Consider the following 13,241-nt stretch of genomic DNA (forward strand, 5'->3'; position numbering starts at 1 on the left):
GGCCCCAGAACGCGCAAAAGCCCCGCTTGGTGTGCGGGGCTTTGGGGGATTGTTTTGATATGGTTGCGGGGAGAGGATTTGAACCTCTGACCTTCAGGTTATGAGCCTGACGAGCTACCAGACTGCTCCACCCCGCGGAGAGGTGCGACCCGACCGATGGGAGGCGCGAGTTGCGCGGGTCGGGGGACGATCGACGAAGAGAAGAAGATCTCGTGTTATCTGCAATTGGCAGGCCTGGCAGCGACCTACTCTCCCGCGTCTTGAGACGAAGTACCATCGGCGCTGAGAGGTTTAACGGCCGAGTTCGGAATGGGATCGGGTTTTATGCCTCTCGCTAGGACCACCAGGCCGGCGAATTGCAGATGAAGAGCCGTTGGGCAGCGATCTCGGTGAGGAGGTGCTGTCTGACGGCTCATGTGACACTGGACTGCCTGAGTTATCAGGCGGGCATTGATTAATGAGAACGATCAAGCCGATCGAGCGATTAGTACCGGTAAGCTTCGCACATTGCTGCGCTTCCACACCCGGCCTATCAACGTGGTGGTCTTCCACGGCTCTCGAGGGAGAACTCGTTTTGAGGTAGGCTTCCCGCTTAGATGCCTTCAGCGGTTATCCCTTCCGCACATAGCTACCCTGCAATGCGGCTGGCGCCACAACAGGTCCACCAGAGGTGCGTCCATCCCGGTCCTCTCGTACTAGGGACAGATCCTCTCAATTCTCCGACACCCACGGCAGATAGGGACCGAACTGTCTCGCGACGTTCTGAACCCAGCTCACGTACCACTTTAATTGGCGAACAGCCAAACCCTTGGGACCTGCTCCAGCCCCAGGATGTGATGAGCCGACATCGAGGTGCCAAACAACCCCGTCGATATGGACTCTTGGGGGTCATCAGCCTGTTATCCCCGGCGTACCTTTTATCCGTTGAGCGATGGCCCTTCCACTCGGGACCACCGGATCACTATGACCGACTTTCGTCTCTGCTCGACTTGTCAGTCTCGCAGTCAGGCAGGCTTATGCCATTGCACTCAACGAGCGATTTCCGACCGCTCTGAGCCCACCATCGCGCGCCTCCGTTACCATTTGGGAGGCGACCGCCCCAGTCAAACTACCCACCACACACTGTCTCGGATCCGGATAACGGATCGCGGTTAGACAATCATGACTTCAAGGGTGGTATTTCATCTTGCGGCTCCACCCAGGCTGGCGCCTGAGCTTCAAAGCCTACCACCTATCCTACACATGACGACACAACTGCCAGTGTGAAGTTGTAGTAAAGGTGCACGGGGTCTTTCCGTCTGACCGCAGGAACCCCGCATCTTCACGGGGAGTTCAATTTCACTGAGTCGATGCTGGAGACAGCGGGGAAGTCGTTACGCCATTCGTGCAGGTCGGAACTTACCCGACAAGGAATTTCGCTACCTTAGGACCGTTATAGTTACGGCCGCCGTTTACCGGGGCTTCGATTCAAGGCTTGCACCTCTCCTCTTAACCTTCCGGCACCGGGCAGGCGTCAGACCCTATACGTCGCCTTGCGGCTTCGCAGAGCCCTGTGTTTTTGCTAAACAGTCGCCACCCCCTGGTCTGTGCCCCCGGCCCATGGTTGCCCACGAACCGGGCTCCCTTCTCGCGAACTTACGGGAGCAATTTGCCGAGTTCCTTCAGCATCGTTCTCTCAAGCGCCTTGGTATACTCTACCAGTCCACCTGTGTCGGTTTCGGGTACGGTCTATAATGGAGGAGCTATTTCCCGGAACACCATCGCGGCCTGTTCAATCCGATAAGAACAGACAACTTACGGCATTCGTCACTACCTCCAGGCTGCAGAATATTAACTGCATTCCCATCGACTACGCCTTTCGGCCTCGCCTTAGGGGCCGGCTAACCCTGCGCTGATTAGCATTGCGCAGGAACCCTTGGACTTTCGGCGACAGTGTCTCTCACACTGTTTGTCGTTACTCATGTCAGCATTCGCACTTCCGATACCTCCAGGAGCCCTCGCGGGTCTCCCTTCATCAGCTTACGGAACGCTCCGCTACCGCGCATCCCAATCCGTAGAATGGGATGCACCCACAGCTTCGGTGCATGGCTTAAGCCCCGTTACATTTTCGGCGCAAGGACCCTTACTTAGACCAGTGAGCTGTTACGCTTTCTTTAAATGATGGCTGCTTCTAAGCCAACATCCTGGTTGTTTTGGGGTCCTCACATCCTTTCCCACTTAGCCATGACTTGGGGACCTTAGCTGGTGGTCAGGGTTGTTTCCCTCTCCACGACGGACGTTAGCACCCGCCGTGTGTCTGCCGGATAGTACTTCCCGGTATTCGGAGTTTGGTTAGGTTTGGTAAGACGGTGAGTCCCCCTAGCCCATCCAGTGCTCTACCCCCGGGAGTATTCATCCGACGCTCTACCTAAATAGATTTCGCGGAGAACCAGCTATTTCCGAGTTTGATTGGCCTTTCACCCCTAGCCACAGCTCATCCCCGTCTTTTTCAACAGACGTGGGTTCGGCCCTCCAGCAAGTGTTACCTTGCCTTCAGCCTGGCCATGGCTAGATCACCCGGTTTCGGGTCTAATCCAACGAACTATCGCCCTATTCAGACTCGCTTTCGCTGCGCCTACACCTACCGGCTTAAGCTCGCTCGTTAGACTAAGTCGCTGACCCATTATACAAAAGGTACGCCGTCACCCTTGCGGGCTCCGACTGTTTGTAGGCGTCCAGTTTCAGGAACTATTTCACTCCCCTCGTCGGGGTGCTTTTCACCTTTCCCTCACGGTACTGGTTCACTATCGGTCATGCGCGAGTACTTAGGCTTGGAGGGTGGTCCCCCCATGTTCAGACAGGATTTCACGTGTCCCGCCCTACTCAAGGACGATAAATCGCATTACACATACGGGGCTGTCACCCGCTATGGCCCGACTTTCCAGACGGTTCTGCTTGGCTCTTTATCGCCACTGGCCTGGTCCGCGTTCGCTCGCCACTACTAACGGAGTCTCGTTTGATGTCCTTTCCTCCGGGTACTGAGATGTTTCAGTTCCCCGGGTTCGCTTCGTCACCCTATGTATTCAGATGACGATACCGCCGAAGCGGTGGGTTCCCCCATTCGGAAATCCGCGGGTCAAAGCTTGTTCGCAGCTCTCCACGGCTTATCGCAGCGTACCACGTCCTTCATCGCCTGCGCATGCCAAGGCATCCACCGAACGCCCTTAAGGCACTTGATCGCTCTCATTATCAATGCCCGCCTCACCTCTCCCCAACGGGAAGAAGCCTGAGAGCAGCACCCCGGTCAGGAGGTGCCAAGGCGGGCTGTCGATCCACCATCCGCTGATGAGGCGGACGGACGGATCGGAAAGACCAGTGTCACACGAGATCTGCCCGTAAACTCCGCCGGAGAGCGGAATTGGCCTCCAATTGGAAGGCCCACACCCAAAGGTGCGTCCGGACATATCTTCTCTTCACGATGTCAGAAATCCTGCAAACCCTCACGCAATGTGGGATCTGCGAAACTTGTACTTTCTTCTCACGCGCGTCACCCAAACACCCCATCGACCGAAGAAGATGGTGGAGCCAGACGGGATCGAACCGACGACCTCCTGCTTGCAAAGCAGGCGCTCTCCCAGCTGAGCTATGGCCCCAGCCGGTCATGATCGCCGGGCAAAATGGTGGGCCTGGGTAGATTCGAACTACCGACCTCACCCTTATCAGGGGTGCGCTCTAACCGACTGAGCTACAGGCCCTTGCCATCCCATCGCCCGAAGACGACCGGATACGTCAAGGACGCCGCCCCGGCGTACCCTGAGGCGAACCGGCAGTCCAGCACCCGAGCGCTGATCACGCGTATGTCGAAGAAAGAGAAACGAAGACGGCGACGACCGCCCTGTGTTTGATCGGCCGACCTGACTGGTCGGCCATGTTCCAAGAGATCCGAAACGGCTTTGTCCCCATATTGAGTTGCCTCAAGAGACGACCGTAAGGGATCTTCCTTAGAAAGGAGGTGATCCAGCCGCAGGTTCCCCTACGGCTACCTTGTTACGACTTCACCCCAGTCGCTGACCCTACCGTGGCCGGCTGCCTCCCTTGCGGGTTAGCGCACCGTCTTCGGGTAGAACCAACTCCCATGGTGTGACGGGCGGTGTGTACAAGGCCCGGGAACGTATTCACCGTGGCATGCTGATCCACGATTACTAGCGATTCCACCTTCATGCCCCCGAGTTGCAGAGGACAATCCGAACTGAGACGGTTTTTGGGGATTTTCCCACTGTCACCGCCATTGTAGCACGTGTGTAGCCCAGCCCGTAAGGGCCATGAGGACTTGACGTCATCCCCACCTTCCTCTCGGCTTATCACCGGCAGTCCCCTTAGAGTGCCCAACTGAATGCTGGCAACTAAGGGCGAGGGTTGCGCTCGTTGCGGGACTTAACCCAACATCTCACGACACGAGCTGACGACAGCCATGCAGCACCTGTCACCGATCCAGCCTAGCTGAAGGATACCGTCTCCGGTAACCGCGATCGGGATGTCAAGAGCTGGTAAGGTTCTGCGCGTTGCTTCGAATTAAACCACATGCTCCACCGCTTGTGCGGGCCCCCGTCAATTCCTTTGAGTTTTAATCTTGCGACCGTACTCCCCAGGCGGGATGCTTAATGCGTTAGCTGCGCCACTGATGAGTATACCCACCAACGGCTAGCATCCATCGTTTACGGCGTGGACTACCAGGGTATCTAATCCTGTTTGCTCCCCACGCTTTCGCGCCTCAGCGTCAGTCTCGGACCAGTTGGCCGCCTTCGCCTCTGGTGTTCCTCCGAATATCTACGAATTTCACCTCTACACTCGGAATTCCACCAACCTCTTCCGGACTCGAGATTGCCAGTATCAGAGGCAGTTCCAGAGTTGAGCTCTGGGATTTCACCCCTGACTTAACAATCCGCCTACGCGCGCTTTACGCCCAGTAATTCCGAACAACGCTAGCCCCCTTCGTATTACCGCGGCTGCTGGCACGAAGTTAGCCGGGGCTTCTTCTGCGGGTACCGTCATTATCTTCCCCGCTGAAAGAGCTTTACAACCCTAGGGCCTTCTTCACTCACGCGGCATGGCTGGATCAGGGTTTCCCCCATTGTCCAAGATTCCCCACTGCTGCCTCCCGTAGGAGTCTGGGCCGTGTCTCAGTCCCAGTGTGGCTGATCATCCTCTCAGACCAGCTACGGATCGTTGCCTTGGTAGGCCGTTACCCCACCAACAAGCTAATCCGACGCGGGCTCATCCAATGGCAATAAATCTTTCCCCCGAAGGGCGTATACGGTATTAGCTCGAGTTTCCTCGGGTTATCCCGTACCACTGGGTAGATTCCCACGCGTTACTCACCCGTCTGCCACTCACTCCGAAGAGTGCGTTCGACTTGCATGTGTTAAGCCTGCCGCCAGCGTTCGTTCTGAGCCAGGATCAAACTCTCAAGTTGAATGAAACTTTGATCGGCTTTGTGATCGCACGTCTTGACGAGGTCACACCGTCAACAGACGCCACCGAAGCGACGCCCACCGACATGTGAGCTCAGAGAAAACGTCGACCGCCGAAGTCTCGTTCAGCTCTCAATATCCTCCGAAAAGGACATCAGAGCCGGCGGACATCGCCGTCCACGCTTCTCTTTCTTCAATAAACCAGATTGTCAAAGAACAGGCGACAGTTGCCGCCCCGGTCGCTCGATTGAGCCTCTCGCGACCGCCAGAGTTTCACCGGTCTCGCCGGGATACGCCCTGGATAAGAATGGAAACCAGCGATGAAGCGTCAAGCTCCGAAGAGCAGTGCTCCTCGCCGCCGGTGTTGCGGTATATATTCAGACCGCCCCGACCTGTCAACAGCGAGTTTTAAAATCGTCATCTCTTTTCGCAAAAGATGTCTGAAAGCCCGGATTTCCGCGGTTTTCACTCGGTCGCGTTGACAGAGGCCACCCCCGCTGGCACCACGCGTCACGAAGCAGTCACATTCGCAACCCTATCGGAAGGCTGTCACACATCGCGCACGCGAGCTATACAAGAGCGCGCATGCGGGGAAAGGAAATCGACGGGGTGCACCCCTTCTTGAAACAGCGCCCGGTTCCGTCCGTCGACCTTGGTGACGAGGAGCCGCTCTATCATCTCTCGCTGAAGCGGCGGCCGGACCGGCGGCGGCTCAGCCTGCGCTGGCTGGGCGGATCTGTCGTCACCGCCGTCTTCTCGGTGATCCTGGTGGGCGGCGCGCTGCAGGCGGCGATCGGGCTGAAGCCGGAAGGCATCATCCGTCCGGCTCTGGCCGCCATCGATCCGGGCCGTCTCGTCGGCGGCACCGTCGGGCGCAAAAGCGACCGCATTCGCGTCGAGCCCGACGGCGAAGAATTGAAGCGCGTCATCCAGGTCTCGACCGTCACCCGCGTCGATGACCGCGAGCACATCAAGGTCCGTCCCTTCGTGCATGTCAGGCGCGCCCTCGCCGCGCCCGTCTCCGACGACATCATCGCCCGGGTGCCGAAGTTCAACGCGCTCGCTTTGTTTGCGGAGGGCAATTCGCCGGAGCCCTCCGATAGTGCCGCCGCGGAAACGATCTACGGCGCCGAGGTCGACGGCGAAGTCACCATCAAGAGCGAGCCCTTTCCCGTCAACGCCAAGCGCTACGACGAGACGGCGGCGCTGAAGACGGCCGAAGTGGAGCGCATCATCCGCGAGAACGCGCCCTTCCTCGCCGAAGGGGCCGTGGAAGTCGCCTCGCTTCCCTATGTCGATCCCGGCCGCTTCGACGTGAGCTCGGCCGATCCCCTCTCCCTCAACAATCTCGCCGTCGCCATCGTCCCGGAAAACGTCTCTCTCATCGAAAAGAACGACGAGGCACCCGTCGACGAGGCGATTGAGGAAAAGATCGTTCAGGTCGCAACCGGCGACGCGCTCACCAAGCTCCTGGAGGCCGAAGGCGCCACGGAGGTGGAGGCGGCCGAGATCCAGTCGACGATGATCGCCAATTTCGCCTTCGATTTCCGTGCCGGGCAGAAGCTGCGTCTCGGCCTTGCCGAAGACGACGCAGGACGCGTGCGCCCGGTCCGCGTCAGCCTTTATTCCAACGGCCAGCATCTGGCGACGGTGGCGCTTTCCGATGGCGGCACCTATGTCGCGGCGGCCGAGCCGAACTTCAGCGATGGCGACTTTGAGACGGCGAACGTCGCCGATACGCGCTCACGCTCCTCTCTTCCGAGCGTCTACAGCGCGCTCTGGCGCTCCGCCCTCAGCCTCGACATGAAGCCCGAGCTTGCCGAAAAGCTCGTGCGCATCTTCTCCTTCGACACCGATCTGCAAAGCCGCACATCAAGGCGCGACGAATTCGAGGCCGTCTATACGGGCGATCCCGACGCGGAGGAGCTCATCTACGCCTCGCTCACCGTCAACGGCGCCACGCAACGCTTCTATCGCTACCGCAACGAAGAAGACGGCTCGGTCGGCTATTACGATCCCGACGGCAAGAGCGCCGACAAATTCCTCCTGCGCAAGCCGGTGCCGAACGGCGTTTTCCGCTCGCCCTTCGGCATGCGCAAGCATCCGATCCTCGGCCGCTACAAGCTGCATTCGGGCGTCGACTGGGCGGCGCCGCGCGGCAGCCCGATCATCGCCGCCGGCGACGGCATCATCGAACGCGCCAGCTGGTTCTCCACCTATGGACGCCGCGTGGAGATCAAGCACGCCAACGGCTATGTCTCCACCTACAACCACATGTCGGGCATCGCCAAAGGCATCAAGGTCGGCATGCGCGTCCATCAGGGCCAGATCATCGGCTATATCGGCTCCACGGGTCTCTCGACCGGGCCGCATTGCCACTTCGAGGTCCTGGTCAATGGCCGCTTCGTCGATCCGATGAAGATCCGCGTCCCGCGCGGCCACACTTTGACCGGCGCCGAACTCGCCCGTTTCAACAAGGAGCGTAAGCGCATCGACGCCCTGCTCGCACGCGACAATTCCTCCCGCGTCGCGACCCTCACCGACTGAGCCCGCAACCGGACGCCCATCCCGAAAGGCGCCGGATCTCTCGCGGAGAAACCTGCCTGAAAGGAGCCTGACGACATGCGACGCGGCATCTTGATTGGACTTTGGATCGCGGTTGCCGCCGCCCTCGTCGGCGTCACGGCTCTGTGGGTCCTGTCCCGCAACCAGGGCGGCATCGCCGGCGGCGAGCGGCTCGGCGCCAGTTTTGCCCTCGTCGATGAAAAAGGTGCGCCGGTCACCGAAGAGATTTTCGAGGGCCACCCCTCCGCCGTCTTCTTCGGCTTCACCCATTGCCCGGATGTCTGCCCGACGACGCTCGCCGACATGGCGAGCTGGCGCGACGCGCTCGGCGACAAGGCGGACGATCTCGCCCTCGTCTTCGTCACCGTCGATCCGGAGCGCGACACGCCCAAGGTGATGGCCGATTACGTCTCCGCCTTCGACGCCGGAATCCGGGGCATCACCGGCCAGCCGGACAAGGTGCGGGCCATGCTCGACGATTATCATGTCTTCTATCGCAAGGTGGAGACGGAGGGCGGCGACTACACCATGGACCACACCGCCTCGGTCTTCCTGCTCGACGCGGACGGCCGCCTTGCCGGCACCATCAATTTCAACGAGGATCGCGATGCAGCCCTCGCCAAACTCAACCGCCTGCTGGATGGTGCTGCGTGACGGCCTGGTTGATGGCCCTGCTTGACGCCCATGCTTGACGGCCCCGCTTGACGGCTGAGTGGGTGCCAGCGCAACATCGCTTCCATGAAGCTTCCTTTCGACGGCTCGCTCGCCTTCACCGCCGCCTCGGCCCTGCTCGCGCTCGCCGCGATCGTTGCCGTTTTTCTCGGCTGGCAGCTGAAGTCGGATGCGATCTTCATGTCGATGCTGGTCTCGGGTCTGCCCGGCTGTTTCGGCATCTGAGACGCTTGCGCCCACGGCCTCGAACCACACGGTTTTGAAACGCGCGGGGAACGTTTCGGCTGCCTTTCTCATTGCTTCGCTCGCGGGAGCGATTGTCGGCATCCCGCTTGTTTAGGGACAAGATGACGTTTTCCATCCCGCCGCAGGTCGCGCCGATCCTGCTTCTGTCGGCATCCAATCTCTTCATGACCGTCGCCTGGTACGGGCATCTGCGCTTCACCGACCGGCCTCTGCCGCTCGTCATCCTGGTCTCGTGGATGATCGCGCTGTTGGAATATTGCTTCGCCGTACCGGCGAACCGCATCGGCTACCGCGCCTATAGCGCGGCGGAGTTGAAGACGATCCAGGAGGTCATCACCCTCGTCGTCTTCGTCGGCTTCTCCGCGATCTATCTGAAAGAGCCGATCACGCTCAACCAGCTCGTCGGCTTCGCCTTCATCGGGCTCGGCGCGTTCTTCATCTTCCGCGCGCCGCTCTAGGCGGCGCGTCCGGGCCGCGCGTCCGGGTGGCGCGCCGTCAGCCGCGCCCGGCCATTTTCGAGGCCATCACCGAGATCGTCTTCACATAGACGTCGGCTTTGTTCCACTGATGCAGCACGTTGTAATTCGTCGTGCCGGGCTCCCAGCTCTGCCCGGGCTGCCAGCCATAGGCGCGGAGATAATTGGCGGTGGAGGCGAGCACGTCCGGCACCGAATTGATGAGGTCGCGTCGCCCGTTGCCGTCGCCATCGGTGGCAAAGCGCAGATAGGACGAGGCGAGAAACTGCGTCTGGCCGAGTTCGCCGGCCCAGGCGCCGCGCATCTGCGCAGGCGTCAGGTCACCGCGCTGGACGATCTTCAAGGCGGCCAGAAGCTCGCCGGTGAAGAAGGCGGAGCGCCGGCAATCATAGGCGAGCGTGGCAAGCGACGGGAATGTCGCCATCGATCCGGAATTGCGACCATAGCCGGTTTCCAGCCCCCAGATCGAGACGATCACTTCCGGCGGCACGCCGGTGCGCTTTTCGATCGACGACAGGGTGGAGGCATAGCGGCCGATGAGCTGGCGCCCCTTGCGGATCATCGCGTCGTTCACCCGCTTGCGGTAAAACTCGTCGAAGGAGAGCTTGAAGGAATGCTGGCCGCGGTCGAGGCGAATGACCTTCGACTGGTAGGAGACGCCCGACAGCGCCGAATCGATCACCCGCTGTGAGATGCCGGCCCTTGCCGCCTCTTTCTTGAAATCCTGCAGCCAGGCCGGAAAGCCCCCCGGCCCGTTGCCGCAGGACGCGGCCTGCGTCGTGGCGCCAAAACCTGCAGCCGCACAGACGAAAACCGCCGCGGCAACAACGCGTCTCATTGAAAGCATGAATATGCCCCTGCCCTCTCATCCCTCATTGCCGCGACCTTAACGCAGCTGGGAAGGAGAAAGTCTTAAGGGCTGCGGGAGTTCCCGCCAGAGGCGAGTGGCCCGCGGCGAGCGGCCCGCCGCTCGCGCACGCGCGTGAGATGCGAAAAAGGCGCGCACAAAAAAGCGCCCTCCCCGGAATGCGGGAAGGGCGTCATTGTCTCTCAGGTCAAGGGACGGCACCTCGCCGGTGGCGGGGCGCCATGTCCGAAGGGCCTCAGGCGGCGATCGATTCGCCTTCCGTGCCGGTCTTGGAGCCGACGACATGGAAGAGGAGACGGTCGGAACCCGCCGTCACCTTGACCTCAGCGCCGTCGCGGATCTCGCCGGCGAGGATTTTCTCCGCAAGCGGATCCTGCACCTGCTTCTGGATCACCCGCTTCAACGGCCGCGCCCCATAGGCTGGGTCGTAGCCCTTGTCGGCGAGCCAGGCCGTGGCGCTGTCGTCGAGCGAGAGCTCGATCTTGCGATCTTCCAAGAGCGTCTCGAGCCGCTTCAGCTGGATCGCAACGATCGCGGCCATCTGCTGGCGCTTCAGCCTGTGGAACAGGATCACCTCATCGACACGGTTCAGGAATTCCGGCCGGAAGTTCGCCCGCACCACCTGCATCACCTCTTCACGCACCGCATCGACATCCTCCGTCTCCTTGAGGTTGGAGAGGAACTCCGCGCCCAGATTGGAGGTCATGATGATGAGCGTGTTGCGGAAGTCGACGGTGCGGCCCTGGCCGTCCGTCAGCCGCCCGTCGTCGAGCACCTGCAAGAGCACGTTGAAGACGTCGGGATGCGCCTTTTCGATCTCGTCGAAGAGCACGACCTGATAGGGCCGCCGCCGGATCGCTTCGGTCAGAACGCCGCCTTCCTCGTAGCCGACATATCCCGGAGGCGCACCGATCAGCCGTGCCACGGAATGCTTCTCCATGAACTCCGACATGTCGATGCGCACCATGGCGCTTTCGTCGTCGAACAGGAAGTCGGCGAGCGTCTTCGTAAGCTCCGTCTTGCCGACGCCCGTCGGTCCGAGGAACATGAAGGAACCGATCGGCCGGTGCGGATCCTGCAGCCCGGCACGTGCGCGCCTGACCGCGGTCGAAACCGCATGCACCGCTTCGGCCTGGCCGACGACCCGCTGCGACAGCTCGTCTTCCATTCTGAGGAGCTTGTCGCGCTCGCCCTCGAGCATCTTGTCGACCGGCACACCGGTCCAGCGCGATACGACATGGGCGATATGGTCGGGCGTCACCGCCTCTTCCACGAGCCCTCCCCCGCCGGCATCGCCATTGGAGGCCTGCGCTTCCCGCTTCTCCGCTTCCTTGAGCTTCTTCTCGATCTGCGGAATGACGCCATAGGCAAGCTCGCCCGCTTTGGCGAGATCGCCGCGGCGCTGCGCCTGTTCGAGGTCGAAGCGCGCCTGGTCGAGCTCCTCCTTGAGCTTGGAGGCACCGGCGAGCTTTTCCTTCTCCGCCTGCCAGCGCTGGGTGAGCGCGGCCGATTCCTCTTCGAGGTCGGCAAGCTCCTTCTCGAGCTTTTCGAGCCGCTCATGCGAGGCCGTATCCGTCTCCTTCTTCAAGGCTTCCCGCTCGATCTTGAGCTGGATGATGCGTCGGTCGAGCTCGTCGAGCGCTTCCGGCTTGGAATCGACCTGCATGCGGAGCCTGGAGGCGGCCTCGTCCATCAGATCGATCGCCTTGTCCGGCAAAAACCGGTCGGTGATGTAGCGGTTGGACAGCGTCGCCGCGGACACGAGGGCCGAATCGGTGATCCGAACCCCGTGATGCACCTCGTACTTCTCTTTGAGGCCGCGCAGGATCGAGATCGTGTCGGCGACATTCGGCTCGCTGACGAAGACCGGCTGGAAACGCCGGGCCAGGGCCGCGTCCTTCTCGACATATTTGCGATATTCGTCGAGCGTCGTCGCACCCACGCAGTGCAGCTCGCCCCGTGCAAGCGCCGGCTTCAGAAGGTTCGAGGCGTCCATGGCGCCTTCCGCCTTGCCCGCGCCCACCAGCGTGTGCAGCTCGTCGACGAAGAGGATGATGCCGCCGGCCGCCGCCTCGATTTCCGAGAGAACCGCCTTCAGCCGCTCTTCGAACTCGCCGCGATATTTCGCGCCGGCGATGAGCGCACCCATGTCGAGGGCGAGCAGCTTCTTCTCCTTCAGGCTCTCGGGCACGTCGCCATTGGCGATGCGCAGCGCCAGACCCTCCGCGATCGCGGTCTTGCCGACGCCCGGCTCGCCGATCAGCACCGGATTGTTCTTCGTGCGCCGCGACAAGACCTGGATGGTGCGGCGGATCTCCTCGTCGCGGCCGATGACCGGGTCGAGCTTGCCCGCCCGCGCCTCTTCGGTGAGGTCGCGCGCATATTTCTTTAGAGCGTCATAGCCCTGCTCGGCGGAAGCCGAATCGGCAGTGCGCCCCTTGCGGATGTCGTTGATCGCGTCGTTGAGCCCGTTTGCCGTCACCCCGGCCTTCGACAGAATGCCGGAGGTTGCCGCGCCCTTTTCGATGGCGAGCGCGAGAAGCAGCCGTTCGACGGTGACGAAGCTGTCGCCCGCCTTCTGCGCCACATCCTCGGCGGTCTGCAGAACCTTGGCGAGCGGCTGCGCCAGATAGAGCTGGCCGTTGCCGCCGGAAACTTTCGGCAGCTTGGCGAGCGCCGCATCATTGGCGAGCTGTGCCTCTTTCGGCCGGCCGCCGGCGCGCGAAATAAGACCCGCCGCCATGCCTTCCGGATCGTCGAGGAGGACTTTCAGAAGATGTTCTGGCAGGAACTGCTGGTGCCCCTGCCCCAGCGCATAAGTCTGCGCAGACTGGATGAAGCCGCGCGCGCGTTCTGTGTACTTTTCAAAATTCATCGTTTGACCCCTTCCGGCGCCGGGACCCGGAGCATCCCGCACCTGACATGAGATTGAGGCCTTCTTCGGAAGCGCCCCGTACCGGATGC

6 protein-coding genes, 3 tRNA genes and 3 rRNA genes are annotated in these 13,241 nt (G+C 61.1%); 4 read left to right on the forward strand and 8 right to left on the reverse strand.

Annotated elements, in window-relative coordinates; all coding sequences use genetic code 11:
* Positions 1-60: 60 nt before the first annotated feature.
* The 6 genes from BLP76_RS13775 to BLP76_RS13800 all read right to left on the reverse strand — a co-directional run bounded on the left by BLP76_RS13775 (position 61) and on the right by BLP76_RS13800 (position 5,452).
* Positions 61-137, reverse strand: a tRNA-Met gene (locus BLP76_RS13775).
* A gap of 95 nt (positions 138-232) precedes the next feature.
* A 5S ribosomal RNA gene (rrf, locus tag BLP76_RS13780) occupies positions 233-348 on the reverse strand.
* 115 nt (positions 349-463) lie between these two features.
* A 23S ribosomal RNA gene (locus BLP76_RS13785) occupies positions 464-3,218 on the reverse strand.
* Between the two features lie 338 nt (positions 3,219-3,556).
* Positions 3,557-3,632 (reverse strand) — tRNA-Ala (locus BLP76_RS13790).
* 25 nt (positions 3,633-3,657) lie between these two features.
* Positions 3,658-3,734 (reverse strand) — tRNA-Ile (locus tag BLP76_RS13795).
* A 250-nt stretch (positions 3,735-3,984) separates the two neighbouring features.
* A 16S ribosomal RNA gene (locus tag BLP76_RS13800) occupies positions 3,985-5,452 on the reverse strand.
* The 16S, 23S and 5S rRNA genes sit together here with 3 tRNA genes alongside, the layout of an rRNA operon.
* Before the next feature lie 583 nt (positions 5,453-6,035).
* On the opposite strand from BLP76_RS13800, the gene BLP76_RS13805 reads away from it, so the two are divergent.
* The 4 genes from BLP76_RS13805 (at position 6,036) to BLP76_RS13815 (ending at position 9,391) form a co-directional block, all read left to right on the forward strand.
* On the forward strand, positions 6,036-7,997 hold the full coding sequence (locus tag BLP76_RS13805; RefSeq protein WP_092814419.1) for a M23 family metallopeptidase: 1,962 nt from the start codon (positions 6,036-6,038) through the stop codon (positions 7,995-7,997).
* Positions 7,998-8,072: 75 nt separating this feature from the next.
* Entirely contained in the window at positions 8,073-8,669 is a 597-nt protein-coding gene (locus tag BLP76_RS13810; RefSeq protein ID WP_092814422.1) for an SCO family protein, read from the forward strand.
* Positions 8,670-8,753: 84 nt separating this feature from the next.
* The gene (locus BLP76_RS18810; RefSeq protein ID WP_170130524.1) at positions 8,754-8,912 is read left to right on the forward strand and encodes a hypothetical protein; all 159 of its coding nucleotides are present in this window, start codon (positions 8,754-8,756) and stop codon (positions 8,910-8,912) included.
* Positions 8,913-9,034: 122 nt separating this feature from the next.
* Positions 9,035-9,391, forward strand: coding sequence for a DMT family protein (locus BLP76_RS13815; protein ID WP_170130525.1), 357 nt, complete (start codon positions 9,035-9,037; stop codon positions 9,389-9,391).
* 37 nt (positions 9,392-9,428) lie between these two features.
* Here the strand turns inward: BLP76_RS13815 and BLP76_RS13820 are convergent, their stop codons facing one another.
* Complete coding sequence (locus BLP76_RS13820) at positions 9,429-10,247, reverse strand: lytic murein transglycosylase (RefSeq protein ID WP_476774942.1); 819 nt, start codon at positions 10,245-10,247, stop codon at positions 9,429-9,431.
* A 265-nt stretch (positions 10,248-10,512) separates the two neighbouring features.
* Positions 10,513-13,152, reverse strand: coding sequence for an ATP-dependent chaperone ClpB (clpB, locus tag BLP76_RS13825; RefSeq protein ID WP_092814428.1), 2,640 nt, complete (start codon positions 13,150-13,152; stop codon positions 10,513-10,515).
* Positions 13,153-13,241: the final 89 nt, after the last annotated feature.

It is taken from the genome of Afifella marina DSM 2698, from assembly GCF_900102695.1.
GTDB lineage: Bacteria > Pseudomonadota > Alphaproteobacteria > Rhizobiales > Afifellaceae > Afifella > Afifella marina.